We start from the raw sequence: 19,813 nt of genomic DNA, 5'->3' as shown, positions 1-19,813 counted from the left end.
TTTTAAATGAAATCCCCGACGAATCAAGACACGTGGCAGCAACCCGTGGCGAAAACGAAGTAATACATCTGGTGGATGTAGGCGCGGACCCGGAAGTGATCATCAATAATACCACTTATCCGATTGGCTTTTCAGAGCAGGAAGATAAGGACATCGCAATTACCCTGGATAATTACACTACCAAGGCAACCCGTGTGACGGATCAGGAGATACAATACATTGCCTATGATAAAATTAGGCTGGTACAGGAAAAGCATGCGCTTAGGATCATGGAAACCAAACATCATAAGGCAGTACATGCCTTGGGTGCCAGTCAACAAACAACCAACACACCTATACTCGTAACCACTGGTGAGGATGATGGTACGGGTAGAAGACGTTGTACGAATAAGGACATTATCAACCATGCAGCTCAGTATAACGGGTTAAAAATTCCTTTCGCGGGGCGTAATCTGGTACTAAATGCGCAGCATTATGCAGACTTGTTGTACGAATGTGAACTATTAAAAAAATCAGACGGGCATCTTTCCTATAGTGAGACTGGGATGTTAAAAGAACGTTTACACGGCTTTAAAACCTGGTTGTACTTGGATATGCCATACTACAACCTAAGCAGCCTACAAAAAAAGCCGTTCGGTTCCGTGGTAGAAGCTGGGGATATGATGGGGACGGTGTCTTTTTATGCGCGTGATATGTTCCGTGCTTCGGGAATGACTAAGAACTATGCGGATGAGCCGACCACTCAGAACCACGCCTGGTTGTACAATGCAAAACACAATTATGTGGTATTACCAAGAAAAGAGCGCGCACACGGAGCGGTGATCTCCGCAGACGTATAAGTATCATCTTTAAAAATTAACACCTATGAAAGATAACAAAGTGAAACTAACAAAGGATTTAAAGGAACGTGCTAGAAAGGTATTCAAACAGCTAAAAGAACCTAAAATTTGGGTGAATGTCAACGGGGCGTTTTTTACCTCTGAAAACTTGGCGATGCTCAGTGTAAAAAATGACCGCACGAGCATTTTAGCATTGACCCCTGAATTTGTCTTTGAGCCTCCAAAACCTAGCGACAAAAAACTGGTCATTACCACCACCGATAATAAGAAAATTGTTTTCTCAGAACTTGTGGAAGGTGACGCTCCCAAGGAAGGTGATAACGCCAAGATTGGAAATAAAAACGCGCAAGGCACTTTTAAAGTGGACCCACAAACCTCTTTTGTTTTCGATAAAGGAGCGTTAAAAGAAATTATCCACCACGAACCTAAAGACCAATAAATTATGGCAGATTTAGACGGAGTTAAAATCCGCAAAGGCAAAATCGGCGCGAATACCATCAACAACGGGGATGGTATTTCGGGCTTGATTGTCGCCTGTGTAAAACCCGAGGGACTGGAATTTGGAGAAGTGGTTACCTTTTTTAATACCATTGATGCGGAAAGCAAAGGGATTACCCAGAGTTTTGACGATGCTAATGGAGTGAATTTGTACCGTCATATATCGGAGTTTTTCCGTATGGCGGGGGAAGGTAAAAAACTCTATTGTATGGTAGTAGCTGCTGATACGCCCATGTCACGTATTTGTGAAGATGTAGACGCGCAGTACGCTAAAAAACTATTAATTGAAGCCGATGGCGAAGTAAAACAAATTGCCGTGGCGATAAATCCCCCTAACCTGGCGATCGATCCTGATGATCCGAACCCGCCTATTGGAGTCATACACCTTAACGGCTTGCCGATAGATGTATATAACAGTATTGCGCCTGCTCAGGCATTGGCATTGTGGGCATATGATCACCATTTCCCGTGTCAAATCTTTTTAGAAGGCTACCATTTTAAAGGTCCTGCATTATCCGCAGCAGACCTGAGAGCTTTGACGGTAAAGGCGACCAAGGTCTCCCTTGTGATTGGGCAGGATTGGCAGTACGCTGAGACGCGCGTTGGAAATGCCCAACTATTTGCCGAAGTAGGAACCGCGCTAGGGACCCTATCCGCTGCGAGTATCAACCAGAACATGGGAGAAAACGAATCCTTTAACCTAACCAATGCCCCCCGTAAGATATGGTTAGTACCTGGGCTTTCTAGTCACCAGAAAAATAAGGACGTGTTTAACCAGCTGCAAACTCTGGAAGATAAAGGCTTCATTTTCGGGCTTTCCTATACAGGACTGGACGGGGTGAGATGGAACAACGACCATACCTGTACCGAGATTGTGCGGGATAGTGAGGGGAATGTAAACGAACATACCATCGCTTTTGGTCGTACCCTGGATAAAGCAAAACGTCTACTCAGAACCGCTTTACTTCCAAAGGTGAAATCCACCCACCCAGTAGACCCAACCACCGGAAAGCTTCCTGTTGGAGTGATTAAAAACTTTGAGGGAATAGGCAATACCGAATTGGGAAGAATGGTCGCAGCCAAGGAGATCACCGCAGGGGTGACCATTGTAGATCCGAATAGTGATTTGATTGTAGAAAAAACCTTAAAGGTGGACTTTAGAATCGTGCCTTACGGGTCCATTGGTGAAATATTTGGAACGATTAACCTTAAAACTAATATCTAATGGCAAACGTAATTAAGAACAACAAAGCCTATGATTCGGGAGATGTGGATGTGTTTATCGGCACCGAAGCGATTGACGTTGTCGAGATATCCTACGACTCCGAGCAAGAACACCAGTTAAACCATACCCTAAAGAATGATGCTAGTTCCTGGAGCAGGGGTAAGAAAACCCACACCGCATCCATAACGCTAATGATGCATGATGCGGTGTTATTGGAGCGTGCAGCGGACGGAGACTTACTGAAGGTAAAACCTTTTGATATCAGTATCACCTTTGCCAATGAGTACAACGAAGTGGTAAACGATACCATTACTTGCAAATTTATGAAGCAAGGACGCGAGGTAACCGGAGATATGGGACTGAACAAACAATACGATTTATTCGTATTGGGTATACAATATAATAATTCAAACACAGCAAGCTAATGGCAAAATTAACCAAAGAACAGAAAGACGCTTTTATCAAAGAATACGGAAAGCACAACCTAAAAGTTGTGGAATTACCTAAGGATGATTTACACAATGAATATATGGAAGTTGTGGTGCGTGTACCAAATCGCGCAACAGTATCTCAGTATATGAAATATATTGATGTAAACCCTAAAAAAGCACAGGAGATTATTATCAAGCAGTGTTTACTTACTGATAAGGAAGTAGTCATGAATGACGATGCATTGTTTTTAACTGCGGTTTCGTCTATTGCAGAACTCATCCCGATAAGAGAAGGAAGGATAAAAAACTTCTAGGGCAGGATTGTTCAGGACTGCACCACTCAGACCATAAAGACATCGTATTAAAAATTGATGCCTACATCAGTCATTTTTTACACATACCGCACCCCGAACACCTGGACGATATCACCTGGGCGCAAAAATGGGCGCAGGTGCGGTTTTTAGCAGATCAGGGAATACTAGGACTAAAGAAAAAAGAATTATGAGAGTCAATATAGATTTAAGTAAGCGTTACGCATCGGCATTCGGCTTGTTATCGCAGGACAATGCGCCGGGTGGTGCTACTGTACAACGTTCCGGTGGTAACTATAACCTGGAATTTTACGACCGTGGACCTGCTGATTTTGAAGATGTGACTTTTACCTATCCCGATAGGACGATAAAATTTGGCGCGATGCCTTTTGATACAGAGGTAGCGGGGATACTAGCCCCGCCACCTTTGATCAGTTTTAGCCGACAAAAACAACTCATTGAAACCCCTATTAATGATAGTGACAACATAGTGATTGAACGTTGGGGAACACGTCCTCATGACATTCGTATCAGGGGATTGTTAATCGATGTAGAAAACAGGCACTATCCTTCTTCAAAAGTGGAACAATTATACCGCCTTTTTGAATACAACGGGGTCATTGATGTGTCCGGTACGCAGTTCTTTGAAAAAAATATAGCCAGTATCTATTACAAGGATATTGAAGTAAATGGCGTTCCTGGGTTTCAGGATACCGTACAATTTACAATGCTAGCCAGAAGTATCAGCCCGGTAGGGTTCACCTTAACAAATCCGATATGAAACATTTATATAAAAATATGGAATGTCGTATTCAGATAGGCTCCGTAGCATTTGACAGAGTCCATAGTGTTGTGATTGATAGCACCATCAAAAAAATTAGTGATACGGCGGTGATCACCTTGCCCCGTGCTTTTCCACGTACACAGATCAACGGCAAAAGAACCTCTATCAAAGAGCGCAACATTACCGATTATATAAAAGTTGGTGATCCGGTAGTCATTCGGTTAGGGTATGATCAAAACCTTCAGGAAGAGTTCCGCGGATATGTAGATAAAATCGGCGCGGATCATCCCTTGCGCATTAGCTGCATGGATGCCATGTACCTATTAAAAAAGCAAAGCTTTTCAGTGGCTTTTGAAAGTATTAACCTGAAAAGTTTATTGCAATATATCGCCCCGGAATATGAGCATAATATTATCGATACGATTGATTTAGGAAAATTCACCATTGACAATAAAACCGCCTTTCAGGTTTTGGAGCAATTACGAAAAGATTATGGCTTGCATTCCTTTTTTAAAGAAGATGTTTTGCACGTGGCTTTTCCCATTAGTATGACCCCAAAGGTAACACACTCCTTTGTGATGAATAAAAATGTACGGGCGGTCTCCAATAGTTTGGAATTTGTCAAAAAAGACGATGTAAAGCTTTTACTAAAAGCGATTAGTATTAATGATGACGGGAAACGAATTTTTCAGGAATTCGGAGACAAAGGGGGCGTACAACGCACCTTACATTTTGCGAACAGAACCAAAGAGGAACTTAAAAAACTGGCGCAAAAGAATTACCAGTCTTTGAGTTTTGACGGATACCAGGGCACGCTTCCAGGATGGGGAGAGCCACGAACTAAAAGCGGGGATGCATTACAAGTAACCGACCCTGCATATAGCGAACGAAATGGAACATATTTAATTGAAGGCGTCACCATAAAATTTAATAGTAGTGACGGCTTTTTACGCGAAAATAAACTAGGTCTTACATTATGAAAACAGCAATAGTTATCGGACATACCACGCTGGCACAAGGCGCGTATAGTCCTTTTTTAAAGATACGAGAATGGGCATTTAACAAATGTATCGCGGAAGAATTGCAAGATGTAGCGGATATTTACCACTACAACCCATACAATCCAAGTTACACCTCCAGAGTACAGCAGCTTTCTAAGAAGATCAACCAAGGGAACTATTCCCTAGTGTTGGAACTTCATTTTAACGCATCCAAAAAACCACATGCCAATGGTTGTGAAGCCTTGTACTATTTTGAAAATAAAAGTGCGAAGGATTGGGCGAAATATTTTTGTGAGTTGATACACCAGGGAACAGGAATCAAAAACAGAGGAGCAAAACCATTGTATAAAAAAAGTCAACGAGGATTTGCAGCCGTGTACTACCCTGAACCTACCACCTTGATTTTAGAGCCGTTTTTCGGAACTAATAAAAAGGATTGTGAACTTTTCAATGAGGATATGTATATCCTTGCGATTCGTGAACTCATAAAATCGTATAATCATGATCGCTAAAATCAAACTATTTACAGCAGTCATCGCCGTATTGGTACTGGTAATCATCATACAAATGATATCCAGTCAAATCAGAGAGCGAAAACACCAGCGTGTCTTAGAAGAGCTTCACCAGATGCAAGTCCTGGAGATTGAAAAAGCAACCCAGCAGTATACAAAGCAGATCGATAGCATGCAAAATGTCATTGCGATCAAACAAGAACATATTAGCGCATTAGAAATTTCATTACAAAACAACTTACATACAGCAACAAAAATTAATACACAATATGAAGTCTATAAAAAACATGCTCAGCATATTAATCATGCTGATAGCCTTTACTGGATACTCTCAAAACGATACCAAAACACCAGACACCGTTAAGGTATCTTTTGAAGTTGCCAAAAAAATCAATTTGGATTTATTGGACTACGACCGATTGATCAAGGGCAAGGTAGAACAAAACCTGTCCCAATGCTTACGGATCAAACAGGAAAAGGATAGCCTTATTGAATACCTGCGTTTCAAAGAGTTTTTAGCGGATCAGGAGCGGGCATTGTACCAGGAGCAAACCACGCTTTTAAAAACACAGCTTAAAACCTCGCGAAAAAGAAACGGTAATGGCTGGATTTGGGCAGTAACAGGAATAGCAGTCGGCATTACCACGGGAGTATTAGTAACCAATTAGTTATGGGATTTGAAGAAGTCTTTGGGCAACTGATGAACGTCCACCAAAAACAAAACGAAAAGATGATCCTAACAGCTGGCATTGCCAAAAATGTGGGAGATACTTTTTGCGATGTTACAAGAGAAGGACAACCCGATTTGTTAGGAGTGCGCTACCATGCCAGTATGCAAGGTCCTGACAGTTTTTTACGGGTGATGCCCAAAGAAGGAAGCCCCGTATTATGCGGAATTATTGAAAACAATATCAGTCAGGCGGTGCTCATTACCTGTAGTGAAGTGGATAGTATACAGTTCATCAAAGAACAAACGGAATTGTTTGTCGATGAGCAAGGATTTGAGATAAAAAGACAGGGCGAAAGTCTTAAACAGGTGCTCAATGACTTTATAGACGAAGTAAATAAAATACTAGTGATCAACGGGACCTCTATTAATGTAGGAGCAACCACAATAATTAAACAACGGTTAAACAAAATTTTAAAATAGTATGGCTATTACCACCCAGCAGCTTTCCGATTTGATAGAGAAAGCTTTCAATGATGAGAGTGATGTAAGAGTAGATCCAGTACAGGCTAGAAAAAGGCAAGCGCAAAGAATCGCTAATGCTATTGAGCAGTATGTGGTGGGAAGAAATACAATGGTAACAGGAACCAGTGCCACGGGTGGAGCTGTCACCGGAACCGGAATAATTCAATAACACAGATGGAAAGAAAAGATATTATCCTGAATGAGCAAAACGATTTAAAAATTGTCAACGGCGATTTTGTGATCGGCGATAGTGACCAGCAAAATGTAAAGGCAATTGTAGGGATGCACAAAGGAGAATTTAAGGAGCATCCCTTAGTGGGTTTTGGAGCGGACACCTACCTGAAGCAAACCGCCTTGAATTCCGCACGCTTTTTACGGGACTTAAAAGTACAATTAGCAAACGACGGGTATAACAACGCCCAAATAAACATAAATGAAAACCTTAAAAACCTCGAAATTGACCTATGAAAACACTAAACTACATCCTACAAGGCTTCGGCTTTATCAACTATGCCGATTTTAAAACCAGTTCTTTTGGTTTTATGAGTGACAAAATTATTAACCTGGCTGCCATTGGAGCGGTCATTACCTCAATTACTACAGAGATATTCGGAATTACTCCGTTTTTCTCCATCGCTTATGTGGTGCTGATCATTTTTGAATGGCAAACAGGCTTGCGTGCTTCCTTAAAACGCGGTGAAAAACACGAGTCCCGAAAACTGGGAAGGATGATTCTTAAAGTAGCCACCTATACGATTCCGGTATATGTGCTGAATACCTTTCAAAAAGAAGTGGTATTTCCTTCCGTATTGGGCTATGAAATAGACCCGTTTGTATGGTTGTACTGGACGGTATTGTTAGTTATTATTTGGCAATTGTTGGTATCGCTTTTAGAAAACCTGGACGCCCTAGGATATCGCTACGCAAGCACCTTACTTAAAATCATTAACAAGCAGTTTTACAAACATTTTGATATCCATGAAGATCAACGTAATTGATAAACAAAATGTATTTGACATCACCTTGCAGGGCTACGGAACAATTACGGAAGTATTTCAGGTAGCCCTGCAAAATGGGATGGGTATTACCGATACCATACCCGCGGGCACTACCATCGAGATACCAGAGAACCAGCAAGCAACCGACCCTGAAGTATTGGAATATTACAACACCTATAAAGTACGTCCAGTAACAGAGGTAAGTCAGATAGTACAAACCATTGAACCATCAAAAGGAATTGGTTCTATGATTATTAAAGAAACTTTTATAGTAGGATGAAAACCGCAGCACACGTATTAAAAACATATTTCGAAACTGGAGACGTACCGACGCAAAACCAGTTTGAAAACTTAATCGATTCTTTTCACCATAAAGACGATGGAGCGATCATTACAAAAATATCGGTAAGCACTACCGGAACCGTGCAATTTGATTTTACCGATGGCAGCACTGTAGTAATTGAGAAATACAACCCGCCCAGTGAACGCCCCATAAGTTTTATTACCGACTTACAATCTCTTTTGGATCAAATGAACCAGAAACTCAACTTAAAGGTAGATCAGGAAGAAGGCAAAGGATTGTCGCAGGCAAATTTTACACAGGCGGAAAAAGAAAAATTAGCAAGCCTAGAGAACTACATCCCGCCAAGTGAACGCCCGATTAGCTTTATTGCTGGTTTAGTTTCCATCTTAGATCAAATGGCACAGGATATTACCTTAAAAGTAGCTAAGGAAGACGGTAAAGGATTATCAGAGGCTAATTTCACTCAGGAAGAAAAAGAGAAGTTAGCAGGATTAGAGCAACAACCACCCCAAAGCGTTGAAAGCTATGACCGCTTTAGATACATCAATACGATCGATGATGATTTTACCAACGCTGAGGAAGTACTGGATGCGCTAAGCGTTATTGTTCAGTATTACCTGGTCAGAACGCCTAACGGTTCAGTGTATTTTATCTGTAAGCTTGGGAGTCTCTCCATTGATGATCTTGATAAGTGCCGTGTAGAACTGATACGCGATATTGGAAGAATTACCAATATACCACGAGAGCGCAACTGGCAACTATCCGATGCAAAATACGAGGTATGGAATTTTCCAGCGACTGGAATAAGTGAAAACACCTTTGAACATAATGCACTATATCATTTCAATTTTTGGAGACTCAAAAACCCGTCTTTTGAATCCTAATATAAATCTTTTGCCATGCCCAGAACTATAGAAGAAATACAGCAAACCATTCTTACAAAAAAAATCGATGCCCAGAACTTACAGGATTTGGAGGTATTAACCACCAATGAAGAAAATACTATCGATGCCTTAACCAGTGATTCAAAGGTAAGTGTTTGGCGTGTATGGGTGTACATTGTTGCCTTTGTCATCTTTACCTTAGAAATGTTATGGGACATCTTCAGGAAGGAAGTAGATACCCTAATTGAAGAAAATGAACTTCACAACTTCCCCTGGTACAAAAAAAAGGCGTTAAGCTTTCAGTACGGACAGGCATTAGTACCTGAAACAGACTACTACGATAATACAGGACTTACCGTGCAGCAAATACAAAACCGTAAGATTGTAAAACACGTATCAGTGATTCGTAAAATATCAGGAGGAAAAGGATTTTTAGAGTTGAAACTTGCAAAAGAAATCAATGGAGAACTCATCCCTTTAAACGCCCCGGAAATGGAAGCATTCCAAGGATATATGTTTTTAGTGGCAGACGCAGGGACCTTTATAGAATATATTTCCTTGCCTAATGACAGTTTACGCCTTGTCTTAGATATCTATTATGATCCGCTGGTCCTCTATAGTGACGGACAACGAAAAGACGGAACCGACAACCAGCCCGTGCAGAAAGCTATCAATGACTTTTTGTACAATTTAGAATTTAACGGGGAACTCATACTCGATAGACTCTTAGAGCATTTACGCACCGTAGAAGGCGTGAAAATACCTGTGATTCGTGAAGCTTTTACAAAGTTTGGAGCATTCGACTATGAGCCTTTAGATGTGAGCTATATCGCAAGAGCCGGATATATGAGATTAGACACCGAAAACACACTAATAAATTATATTCCGCGTGAACTTTAGTTTTATATACAATATCAATTTTGCAAAACTTGTTGCCGATTTGTTGCCTATCGATTGGAGACAACCCGCCATGTTGCAATGGTTGGAAATGTTAACCGCTCCCTTGGTAGTATTACACGAGGATTTTTTAAAATACCGCAAAGCAAAAATTTATAGGTTAACGCATAACTCGCAGGTGTGTTATTTACAGGCGGTTCTTAATGATGCCTTTGATAATACGTTAAGACGTATACGCATACAAAATGGGCGATTATTACAACCTGTGTATTTCTACACACCTCCTGAAGAGAGACCCGTGTATTTTGAAACACAATATTTTTATGATCCCGTCGACATCGCATCAGACTCCACCGATTTTGTGGTGTGTATTCCCATTGACTTACAACCTAACAACAGCATTGCTTTGGAAAGTTACCTCAGTGATGCAAGGGCACTTATTAACAGCTATAAACTAGCATCAAAAACCTACAGTATAAAATGGATAAACTAAGATTATTTACAGGAGGATTCCCAGGTACTACAAAAACGTTTGATTTTTTACAATCAGCATATACTAACGCTATTGGCGCACTTACCGCGTTAGGCGGTGATTCATATATCATTAAAGGACTCCAAAGAAATGGAACAAACATCGCAGCGGGAGCGATTGTATATAATGGCGAATATTTACCCTTTGTAACGGGTCCGTTTTCTCAAACCGTTAGTATATACGAAGATGTAGAAGAAGTACCTTACAATGAGGATAGTGATAACGATGGGAATCTCGACCTAAAACCCGCCTATGTGACCAGGTATGCCAAGTGTGGGGACGATGGTATAGAAACCTTTGACTTTTCAGAACTAAAAACCTTAACACCGCTTAGCCAACAATCGACACCCATAGGTGGGATTATCATGTGGAGCGGTACCACCATTCCCCAAGGATGGCATCTTTGTGATGGTAGCAACGGAACCCCAAACCTAACCAATAAATTTATCGTAGGAGCTGGCGATAACTACACCATCGGACAACGTGGAGGAAGGGACACGGTCACATTAACCACTGATCAAATGCCCTCGCATTCCCACCAAGGGGTAACCGATAATAAAGGGGAGCACAGACATACAGGATCAACCAATACAACAGGATCGCATACTCATTCAGTGCCAAACGAAACGGGACCCGATGGAGGTAATGGAGTGCATTTTACAATTCAAGGAAATAATAGAACAAGACAACAAGGGAGAGCAGCTGGGTCACACAGTCACACCGTCAGCACAAATAATGCGGGTATGCATAATCATAATTTTGTTACATCATTTGTGGGGAATAACAAAGATCATGAGAACAGACCTCCGTATTATGCGCTTGCTTTCATACAATATCAGGGACAATAACAAAAATTAATAGGGAAAACTAAAATTATGCAAACAACAAAGCAGTACATGGCAGCACCGCTGCCATTTCAGGGACAAAAGAGAAATTTAGCTAAACAATTCAAAGCAGCATTAAACAAACGTACACCACCCAAAGTGTACGTCGATTTGTTTGGTGGTTCTGGACTATTAAGCAGAATTGCAAAAGACGTGCATCCACAAGCAACAGTGGTATACAACGATTATGACAATTATAGACAGAGAATACAGCATATACCGGCTACAAATCGCGTGCTAAATGATATTAGGAAAATGGTAGTGGACCTACCAGCAAAAACACGTATTCCTCAAATCATTAAAAACAAAATTATAGAGCGCATAGAGCAAGAAACGGGGTATCTGGATTATATTACCTTATCCACGTATTTGCTGTTCTCTATGAACTTTGTAAACTCTTTAGAAGAGTTAAAAAAGCAAACATTCTACAATAGAGTACGACACACAGAAATACCAGAAGCAAAAGACTATCTAAAAGGGTTGGAAGTAGTATTCTATGACTACCGCGAATTATTTGAACGATATAACGGTAGTGATCAGGTTGTGTTTATTGTAGACCCGCCATACTTATCAACTGATTGCGGATCCTATAAAAACTATTGGAAACTTAAAGAACATTTAGACGTTCTAAAGGTCCTAAAAGGCGGGCGGTATATCTATTTTACTTCTAATAAGAGTAATGTAGTAGAACTTTGCGAATGGATTGAAACGAATACCGGTGGTGTAAATCCATTTTATAATGCCGAGACGATCTCCAGAACCAATATTGTGAACTATCAGTCATCATACAGCGATATTATGCTGATAGACTGGGAAATTTAAAAACTATTTAAACACCATTTAAAAACACTTTAAAATGAAAGGACAAACAGTAATTAAAATCAACTCTCTAGTTTCTGAATTGAAGATTGAAGTTCATGAATGCGATCACTGTAAGAGTTTAGATCAATCCCACAAATTGAAAGAGACATTGACGAATCTTGTGGCGGAATCGCTCCTAGAAGCAATTTCAATTGTGAAAGATAAGAGCTAAGAAATTTTTTATGAAGAACATTAGCATAATATCTTTCAAAAGGAATATCATTAATAGTAGAGCTTTCAAACTGCTTTTGTGTAGCTATTAAAGCTTTTTCATAAAAATCATTTTCATAGCAATCAAAGTCAAATTCAGATTCAAGACACTCAGCAAATTTTTTAATATTCATGTAAATTTAGGTATTAATATTGAAGGCTAAAGATAGACAAATTCCCGCTCAGATTTAAGTATCTCAGCGGGGTCATTTTTTTGTAAAAAATTCGAGCTCAAAAATTTGCGTACATTAAAAGAAAAAGTTGCACATTTGGAATCGCCGATTACGATTATTGAACCAAAATCTAAAAAGAACAGCCTATAGTATACCATTACTTTTAAGTTTAACATAGCCCGAGCCCCAAGCTTGTTGGTACTAAAATAAAGTGATAGGTATGAAAGATTACAAGATATCAGATGCTGTTCTGGTAAATAATTACATCAAAGGTGACGAGTGTGCATTATCTACGTTAATTGAACGTCACAAACAACGTATTTACAGTTTTATTTATTCTAAAGTTTTTGATAGAGATGTCTCGGAAGATATTTTTCAGGATACTTTTATTAAGGTTATCCGTACATTAAAACTTGGAAAATATAACGAAGAAGGAAAGTTTTTACCTTGGGTGATGAGAATTGCACATAACTTGGTAATAGACCATTTTAGAAAAGGTAATCGTATGCCTAAATTTGAGGATAATGGAGAGTTTAGTATATTCTCTATTATTAGTGATGGTGATCTTAATGCAGAAAAAAGAATAATCAAAGACCAAGTAGAAGAGGACTTACGTAATTTAATACAAGAATTACCAGAGGATCAAAAAGAGGTTTTGGTTATGAGAATGTATAGAGACATGAGTTTCAAAGAAATTTCTGATAAGACTGGTGTTAGTATCAATACTGCTCTAGGAAGAATGAGATATGCTTTGATAAATCTGAGAAAGGTTATTGAGAAAAACAATATCGTTTTAACGAATTAACATTTTTTTATGCAATAAAGTAGATTTGCCGTCGTTATTTATAAAAAATAACCCTTAATTTAAGATAAGTTAATATGGCAAAATTTTACTTTAAGTCTTCTCGCAAAGAGGAGCAACAACAATTAGTACCAAAGAAAATTACAGTAGATTTTCTTTTAAATTATTCAAAGGCTTTAAGTGTTATAGATTACAATAAAATGAAGTTTGAAGCGCTTCTAAATTAAAACTAAACTTTGTAAAAGACCTGTTATGATAATAACGGGTCTTTTATTTTTTTAGATATTCGTTGATTACTGTTTTTCTTCCTATAGTTTTCGTTATTATATCTTTATCTAGATCCCAACCTCTAGCAGGAGAGTATTCTCGTCCGTACCAAATAATTTGTAAATGTAGATCGTTCCATAATTCTCTTGGGAATAAACGTTTTGCATCCTTTTCAGTTTGAGTTACATTTTTACCGTTACTAAATCCCCAACGATACATTAATCTATGTATATGTGTATCGACAGGAAATGCAGGTACTCCAAAAGCTTGAGACATTACTACGCTCGCGGTTTTATGCCCAACAGCTGGTAACTCTTCTAAATCCTCAAAACTTTGAGGTACTTCTCCGTTATGTTTTTCTATTAATATTTTAGATAGACCATGAATTCCTTTGGATTTCATAGGACTTAATCCTACAGGTTTTATAATTTCTCTTATTTCTTCTACAGATAATTTTACCATTCTGTATGGATTATCCGCACGTTCAAATAGGAGAGGAGTGATTTTATTAACTCTAATATCTGTGCTTTGAGCACTCATCAATACAGCGATTAATAATGTATAAGGATCTTTATGATCTAATGGAATTGGTATTCTGGGATATAATTCCTTAAGTGTTTTGATGGTAAAATCTACCTTTTCCTTTTTAGTCATATAAATAGAATTATTTTATGCTAAAATATGAATATTTATGAGCTTATATCTTACTTATTAAAGCTTAAATTTTTAATAAAATTATCGTTGAATTGTCTTTTTTGTTTTAATTTTATCAAAAAACTTTAAACAAACTTAAATTTTTAAGTTTTCAATTTAATTGTAATAAAATGACATCATTAAAAGTAGGAGATAAAGCTCCTAATTTCTCGGCATTAGATCAAGATGGAAATACTATTAGTTTAGAAGATTATAAAGGAAAAAAATTAGTTGTTTTTTTCTACCCGAAAGCTAGCACACCAGGATGCACGGCAGAGGCTTGTAATCTTAAGGATAATTATCAGACGTTTCAATCTCAAGGATATGAAATCCTTGGTGTAAGCGCGGATAGTGCAAAACGTCAACAAAATTTTAAAAACAAATATGAGTTACCTTATCCATTATTGACAGATGAAAATAAGAAGGTGATAGAGGCTTTTAATGTTTGGGGACCTAAGAAGTTTATGGGTAAAGAATATGATGGAATTCATAGAACGACTTTTGTAATAGATGAAAATTCGGTTCTTACAGAGGTTATTACTAAAGTAAAGACCAAAGATCACGCTGCTCAAATACTTTAATAGCTTACCACATAAGATTTTAAAGGCATATCTACTGAAAAGTACTATGCCTTTCTTTTTTAAAATACCTGAAGTAGATAAATGTTTTGCCTAAAGATTAGTTTAATTTTTCCTAAAAAAGAGGTTAGAATTAGTAAGACTAAAATTAATTGGGGAAAAAATAGTTTGCGAAATCCATAACAAATACTAATTAAATCACTACGAATTCTATTTCCTTTCCTGCAGTTAACTTTGTCGAATTATTTTTGCAATGTTTAGTTTTTTAAATATAGAAAAATGGTTTTATACACAGTCCCTATGCCATTTAAGTTCGTTTAGTACTAAAAATTTAATGAACACCCTTAATCTAATTATTACTTAATCTTTTAAAAAAAATCAGGTGAATAGAAAATTATTATTACTCGCTATGGCTTTTTACTGTATGTCATATAATCTATTAGGACAAACAAATGGCTCTATAGAAAAATCAACGGTATTATTTACACAAGAATCAGTTGCAACTCCATTTAATTATGATAAATATAAAGCCGATGGTATTTTTTGGGGTTTTATGCCCAATGCTAGTATTGAATCTGATGTGGCTATTAATCAATGGGTCACAAAAGTAGAGAATCATACAGCTGATAGTAAGTATTATTTTGGTAGAGGAGAGTTTGATTGGGGATGGAAGTGGATGATCGATTTTATGGATGATCCAAGTTCATACTGGGCAAAGAATCTAGATGGTGATGATATTAACTGGGGGAATGCTGCTGATAATGGTGGTACATATAATGGTCAAGTTCATAGTTGGATGAGTCATCAAGGTCCTGATTTCTTAGAATGGTTGAAGTATCAGGTGGATCGAATGACCTTAGCACCTGTAACACATATGATGTTTGATTCACAAACATCTGCAACTCGAACTTTACATTGGCTTGGAGGCGATTTCTCTGTTCATTCTATGAATGGCTTTAGAGAGTATATGAGAGGTAACTATACAGCTCAAGAGCTAACGAATTTGGGAATTAATAATATTAATAATTTCAATTATCGTCAATTTCTGTTAAATACTGGAATGACGTTACAAATGTATAGAAACCGAGCAAATAGTATTAATGGAAATATTCCACTTTATAAAGATTTTGTTTACTTCCAGCGTCAATCACTTAATGATATGATGGAAAAATTATTCGAATATATTGATACTATTAGACCAGGAATTGAGATTGGAGCCACAACAAATGTTGTGGAACCTAGAGGATACATTTATTCCGATAGGTTAACTTATCTTGCTGGAGAGTATGGTCATCCAAGTGATATAGCAACAAGTCCACCAATTGAGCCATTATTACATTATAAAGCTGCTGAGGCTCTAGATAAAACTTTAATTTATTTTCCATATCCTGATGCATTTAAAGCATTGTATGATAGAAGTTCTCCTAGACAGGCTCGTGCTTGGATAGCCCAAGCATATGCCACAGGTTCCATTTTTACAATTCCTGGAAAAGTATGGATAGGTGGAAGCAATACTTGGGATACCGGATGGGAGAATTTTGCTGATATTTATGAATTCATTCATGATCACAATGAATTGTTTGATGATTATGAAGCAGTTTCGAATGTAGCACTTGCTTATTCAGTATATGCTTCATTATTGGAAGGTGGAATGGCAGGTAGTTTGAAAGCTCGTCAGACTTTAGAATATTTAGTGGAGAGGAATATTTCGTTTGATATAAAAATATTTGGTGATCCTGATCAACCTGTAGCTCCTACTGTTTCAGAATTAGGGCAATATGATGTAGTTGTTCATGATAGTGATGTTCAGTACTTAACTAATGCACAGAATCAGATACTCAATCAAAGTTCTTCTAATGTTATCAGTATGGATAATGCTGGTAATATAAATGGTAATCTTTCATGGAAAATCAATGTTTTACGTAATGGTGAGTGGGTAAATTACCTAGTTTCTGCATTTCCTCGAATGTCTTCTGAAAACCCATCAGCACCATATGTACTTCACCTAATTAATAGAAAATATGACGCTGTAGAAGATACATCTCAAACTCATGAAAATATTTCGGTAAAAATTCCAGCAACTGTTTTTCCTAACCCTATTACAGGGGCTACACTCCATATGCCTGGTAAAGCTTCAGTTGATTTATTGTTTGAAACCGATAATACAGGCGCTATGACATTAGATATTGGCACTTTTGATTCTTGTTGGGGTATTATAGAACTTACTCAGGCTAATATTTTATCCACTGATGATATAGTTTTTAATTCTGAAACAGTTTCGTTATACCCTAATCCAGCAAATAGATATATTGATATTGCTAATGCGAGTACGCTAGGTGTTTCATCATTTAAAATTTATAATGTTCAAGGTGAGCTAATTATGAATAATGTATTTCAATCTGCCCCAATAGATATATCAGCTTTAGCTAGTGGTTTTTACTTAGTTGAAATTAATAACGATTCAGGTGATAGTGTAGTTAAGAAATTGATTAAAAATTAATTATTTCAAAATAAAAACTAGAGATAACGCTGCTCAAATTGTTTGAGAGTGTGTTTTATATTAAAACAGAAAAGCATATGTACTTATAATTCATATGCTTTTTGTTTTCTTTACATTCCTAACATCGGTAGATGTTTTACTTTATGATAGGTCAAAGCAACAGTAATACAATTTTTTAGTTCTTTTTCTGGAATATCAAATTCTATTGGAAATATAATAGCACGGTTTCCTTCAAACTGAAAAGTATCTTTGTATAAAACTCTAAATGTGGTAATTAATTTACTAGTGCATTGAAAATACATGCCGTATTGATTGGGTTTACTCTTTTTCCAGTCGATTCTTATTGTGCTACCTTTTTTAACTAAGAAACTAGGTTCTCCCCATTTTAATGTTTCTTCAATACTCTTTATGTCTTCTATTTCTTTAGCTGTTTCAATAATTAAATTCCGAAGATTCATTATTTTACCCATAACTAGGGCAGGGTATTTTTTATAAACCAATGCAATTTCAGGATTGGTTTTGATTGATACTTGTTGCATAGGTCAGTAAAAAAAGTTTTAAATTCTCTAAAGATTTGTTTTTTCCATTTCCTTACTAATTATAGAATAAAGAGTGTTACTTACTTTACTCTGCAATTAGAATTAGGGATATGCTTTAATTGTCAAAATAAAGTTCTGTAAGTAATTCTTAACAATCAAATACTATAATTTCTATTATCACACATATTATGTAACAATAGAAATTATAGCTTAGAATATTTAAGTTTTCGGAATTAAATATAACCGAAATATATACTAATATATTAGTATTTACTGCTAGTCCCTAAGTGGTTATTAAGATGTAAAAATTTAAGTACTTGTTTATTGTACTTTTTCGGTTTCTTTATAACCGAAGAAATTATTTTCTTTAATCATTTCTGGAATAAGTTCAGGTAATTGTTCTTCCCATCCAGATTCACCTTCCTGAATTTTTCGAAGTACTTCTCTAGAATATATATCCATTATAGAAGGATCAAAATCTACAATATCTTGAAGTTTTCCATTGTATTTAAAGAATTTATATAATTCTTTCATTCTAGGATGTACCTTAAGGTTTTCACTTGTAGTTAAGTCTCCAGTTTTAGGGTCTTTTAAAGGATATAAATATACTTTAAGATCTTTAAAGAAGAGTTTTCCGAAAGCTTCTAGAATACCTCCACTTAAATGTCGATAGTATTTTTCGTCAAATATATCTACTAGATTATTTACACCCATAGAAAGCGCCATACGCTCTTTAGTATAATTAGAGAAGTACTCTACAACTTTATAATATTCCTGGAAATTAGAAATCATTACAGTCTGCCCTAAGGAGCATAATAATCTTGCTCTAGACATAAAATCTTCTTCATCGATTTCCCCTTCTGCTCTAAGGTTAGATAAGGTGATTTCAAAAATCTCAATTGTTTTCTCTTTACGTACCTTATTCTCATTAAGGAACATATTAAGTGACTTTTTATAAATATCCATATTTACTTTGGTCACTGGTCTAAAACTTCCTCTTAGAGCTAGGATATTCTTTTTATATAATACAGCAGCGGGTAGAACATTATTACCATCAGGTCCAAACATTACCGCTTCGGTCATTCCATTTTTAACCAATTGCAAACTCATTAATCGGTTATCCACTTTTTTAAATCTTGGACCGGAAAAATTAATAGTGTCAATTTCAATTTGGTCTTTATCTAAGTGATCATATAGATAACGAAGTAATTTTTTTGGATTATCATATTTATAATAAGCTCCATAAATAAGATTAACTCCTAAAACTCCCAAGGTCATTTGCTGTAGTTTAGCATCATTTTCATGAAAACGGATATGAAGTATTATTTCATTATAGTCTTCATCTGGTTTAGTTTGGTATCGAATACCAACCCAACCGTGTCCTTTATATTTCTTAGCAAAATCAATTGTAGCTACTGTATTAGCATAACTGAAAAATAATTTATTTGGATGTTTTTCTCTCTTTATTCGCTCTTCTATAAGACGTACCTCGTGCTTCAACATCTTTTTTAATCGAGCCTCGGTTACATAGCGTTTATCATCTTCTATTCCGTAGATGGCATCACTAAAATCTTTATCATAAGCACTCATAGCTTTTGCAATAGTACCAGATGCACCTCCAGCTCTAAAAAAATTACGTGCTGTTTCCTGACCGGCACCTATCTCCGCGAAGGTTCCATAGATGTTAGCATTTAGATTGATTCGTAAGGCTTTACTCTTAAGCGAAGGGACGGACTCGAATTCCTTATCCCCCATGATAGTAATAGGCATAGCGAAATGGGCTTTTTTTGTTTATGTAAAGTTACTAATAGATTAAGTATTATTAAAAAAAACTGAAAGCAATTTTTCGCATTTTATAATAGATATAAATAATAAAGTGTCGAAATGAATTACTTTTT

General features: G+C 37.0%; 27 protein-coding genes. 23 read left to right on the top strand and 4 right to left on the bottom strand.

Annotated features, from left to right (window positions below):
* The 20 genes from H526_RS0103895 to H526_RS0103800 form a co-directional block, all read left to right on the top strand.
* A partial coding sequence (locus tag H526_RS0103895; RefSeq protein ID WP_027391785.1) for a hypothetical protein occupies positions 1–839 on the top strand: 839 nt, incomplete at its 5' end.
* A gap of 25 nt (positions 840–864) precedes the next feature.
* Positions 865–1,278: a hypothetical protein gene (locus tag H526_RS0103890; protein WP_027391784.1), complete on the top strand. Its 414-nt coding sequence runs from the start codon at positions 865–867 to the stop codon at positions 1,276–1,278.
* Positions 1,279–1,281: 3 nt separating this feature from the next.
* On the top strand, positions 1,282–2,562 hold the full coding sequence (locus H526_RS0103885) for a DUF2586 family protein (protein WP_027391783.1): 1,281 nt from the start codon (positions 1,282–1,284) through the stop codon (positions 2,560–2,562).
* A complete protein-coding gene (locus H526_RS0103880; RefSeq protein ID WP_027391782.1) occupies positions 2,562–2,987 on the top strand; it encodes a hypothetical protein in 426 nt (141 codons plus the stop codon). The genes H526_RS0103885 and H526_RS0103880 overlap by 1 nt, the downstream gene beginning before the upstream one ends.
* Positions 2,987–3,307, top strand: coding sequence for a hypothetical protein (locus H526_RS28215; RefSeq protein ID WP_035084256.1), 321 nt, complete (start codon positions 2,987–2,989; stop codon positions 3,305–3,307). The genes H526_RS0103880 and H526_RS28215 overlap by 1 nt, the downstream gene beginning before the upstream one ends.
* A gap of 187 nt (positions 3,308–3,494) precedes the next feature.
* Entirely contained in the window at positions 3,495–4,085 is a 591-nt protein-coding gene (locus H526_RS0103870; protein ID WP_162144474.1) for a DUF6046 domain-containing protein, read from the top strand.
* On the top strand, positions 4,082–5,068 hold the full coding sequence (locus tag H526_RS0103865; protein ID WP_027391780.1) for a hypothetical protein: 987 nt from the start codon (positions 4,082–4,084) through the stop codon (positions 5,066–5,068). Before H526_RS0103870 ends, H526_RS0103865 begins: the two co-directional genes overlap by 4 nt.
* Positions 5,065–5,601 (top strand): N-acetylmuramoyl-L-alanine amidase, encoded by a 537-nt coding sequence (locus H526_RS30580; protein WP_051335959.1) that lies wholly within the window; start codon positions 5,065–5,067, stop codon positions 5,599–5,601. Before H526_RS0103865 ends, H526_RS30580 begins: the two co-directional genes overlap by 4 nt.
* Positions 5,591–5,965, top strand: a complete 375-nt coding sequence (locus H526_RS0103855; protein ID WP_027391779.1) for a hypothetical protein — start codon at positions 5,591–5,593, stop codon at positions 5,963–5,965. Before H526_RS30580 ends, H526_RS0103855 begins: the two co-directional genes overlap by 11 nt.
* A complete protein-coding gene (locus H526_RS0103850; RefSeq protein ID WP_155839711.1) occupies positions 5,871–6,269 on the top strand; it encodes a hypothetical protein in 399 nt (132 codons plus the stop codon). Before H526_RS0103855 ends, H526_RS0103850 begins: the two co-directional genes overlap by 95 nt.
* Positions 6,270–6,301: 32 nt before the next feature.
* Complete coding sequence (locus tag H526_RS0103845; RefSeq protein ID WP_155839607.1) at positions 6,302–6,751, top strand: hypothetical protein; 450 nt, start codon at positions 6,302–6,304, stop codon at positions 6,749–6,751.
* 1 nt (position 6,752) lies between these two features.
* Positions 6,753–6,962, top strand: coding sequence for a hypothetical protein (locus H526_RS0103840; protein ID WP_027391776.1), 210 nt, complete (start codon positions 6,753–6,755; stop codon positions 6,960–6,962).
* A gap of 5 nt (positions 6,963–6,967) precedes the next feature.
* The gene (locus H526_RS30575) at positions 6,968–7,261 is read left to right on the top strand and encodes a hypothetical protein (protein WP_051335958.1); all 294 of its coding nucleotides are present in this window, start codon (positions 6,968–6,970) and stop codon (positions 7,259–7,261) included.
* Entirely contained in the window at positions 7,258–7,791 is a 534-nt protein-coding gene (locus tag H526_RS0103830) for a phage holin family protein (RefSeq protein ID WP_027391775.1), read from the top strand. The genes H526_RS30575 and H526_RS0103830 overlap by 4 nt, the downstream gene beginning before the upstream one ends.
* Complete coding sequence (locus tag H526_RS28200; protein WP_035084254.1) at positions 7,772–8,071, top strand: hypothetical protein; 300 nt, start codon at positions 7,772–7,774, stop codon at positions 8,069–8,071. Before H526_RS0103830 ends, H526_RS28200 begins: the two co-directional genes overlap by 20 nt.
* The gene (locus H526_RS0103820) at positions 8,068–8,979 is read left to right on the top strand and encodes a hypothetical protein (RefSeq protein WP_027391774.1); all 912 of its coding nucleotides are present in this window, start codon (positions 8,068–8,070) and stop codon (positions 8,977–8,979) included. The genes H526_RS28200 and H526_RS0103820 overlap by 4 nt, the downstream gene beginning before the upstream one ends.
* A 15-nt stretch (positions 8,980–8,994) precedes the next feature.
* Complete coding sequence (locus H526_RS0103815) at positions 8,995–9,879, top strand: hypothetical protein (RefSeq protein ID WP_027391773.1); 885 nt, start codon at positions 8,995–8,997, stop codon at positions 9,877–9,879.
* Positions 9,869–10,369 (top strand): hypothetical protein, encoded by a 501-nt coding sequence (locus tag H526_RS0103810; RefSeq protein ID WP_051335957.1) that lies wholly within the window; start codon positions 9,869–9,871, stop codon positions 10,367–10,369. The genes H526_RS0103815 and H526_RS0103810 overlap by 11 nt, the downstream gene beginning before the upstream one ends.
* Positions 10,357–11,256 carry a tail fiber protein gene (locus H526_RS30570; protein ID WP_051335956.1) on the top strand — a complete coding sequence of 300 codons (900 nt, stop codon included), beginning with the start codon at positions 10,357–10,359 and terminating at the stop codon, positions 11,254–11,256. The genes H526_RS0103810 and H526_RS30570 overlap by 13 nt, the downstream gene beginning before the upstream one ends.
* A 27-nt stretch (positions 11,257–11,283) precedes the next feature.
* Complete coding sequence (locus H526_RS0103800) at positions 11,284–12,114, top strand: DNA adenine methylase (RefSeq protein ID WP_035084251.1); 831 nt, start codon at positions 11,284–11,286, stop codon at positions 12,112–12,114.
* A 59-nt stretch (positions 12,115–12,173) separates the two neighbouring features.
* Here H526_RS0103800 and H526_RS0103795 read toward each other — a convergent pair whose 3' ends face one another.
* The gene (locus H526_RS0103795) at positions 12,174–12,497 is read right to left on the bottom strand and encodes a hypothetical protein (protein ID WP_027391770.1); all 324 of its coding nucleotides are present in this window, start codon (positions 12,495–12,497) and stop codon (positions 12,174–12,176) included.
* A gap of 259 nt (positions 12,498–12,756) precedes the next feature.
* Here H526_RS0103795 and H526_RS0103790 point away from each other — a divergent pair, with 259 nt between their 5' ends.
* The gene (locus tag H526_RS0103790) at positions 12,757–13,341 is read left to right on the top strand and encodes an RNA polymerase sigma factor (RefSeq protein WP_027391769.1); all 585 of its coding nucleotides are present in this window, start codon (positions 12,757–12,759) and stop codon (positions 13,339–13,341) included.
* Between the two features lie 267 nt (positions 13,342–13,608).
* Here the strand turns inward: H526_RS0103790 and H526_RS0103780 are convergent, their stop codons facing one another.
* Positions 13,609–14,259, bottom strand: coding sequence for an endonuclease III domain-containing protein (locus tag H526_RS0103780; protein WP_027391768.1), 651 nt, complete (start codon positions 14,257–14,259; stop codon positions 13,609–13,611).
* Positions 14,260–14,429: 170 nt separating this feature from the next.
* Between H526_RS0103780 and bcp the strand changes: the two genes are divergently transcribed.
* A complete protein-coding gene (gene bcp, locus H526_RS0103775) occupies positions 14,430–14,879 on the top strand; it encodes a thioredoxin-dependent thiol peroxidase (protein WP_027391767.1) in 450 nt (149 codons plus the stop codon).
* Between the two features lie 379 nt (positions 14,880–15,258).
* Positions 15,259–17,376, top strand: a complete 2,118-nt coding sequence (locus H526_RS0103770) for a T9SS type A sorting domain-containing protein (protein WP_155839606.1) — start codon at positions 15,259–15,261, stop codon at positions 17,374–17,376.
* A gap of 110 nt (positions 17,377–17,486) precedes the next feature.
* Here H526_RS0103770 and H526_RS0103765 read toward each other — a convergent pair whose 3' ends face one another.
* A complete protein-coding gene (locus H526_RS0103765) occupies positions 17,487–17,915 on the bottom strand; it encodes a DUF1801 domain-containing protein (protein ID WP_027391765.1) in 429 nt (142 codons plus the stop codon).
* Positions 17,916–18,236: 321 nt separating this feature from the next.
* Positions 18,237–19,685, bottom strand: coding sequence for a TonB-dependent receptor (locus tag H526_RS0103760; protein WP_027391764.1), 1,449 nt, complete (start codon positions 19,683–19,685; stop codon positions 18,237–18,239).
* Positions 19,686–19,813 lie beyond the last annotated feature (128 nt).

It is taken from the genome of Aquimarina latercula DSM 2041, from assembly GCF_000430645.1.
Classification (GTDB): Bacteria; Bacteroidota; Bacteroidia; order Flavobacteriales; family Flavobacteriaceae; genus Aquimarina; species Aquimarina latercula.
The sequence above is the reverse complement of the archived record's forward strand: the minus strand, read 5'-3'. Positions and strand labels throughout refer to the sequence as shown.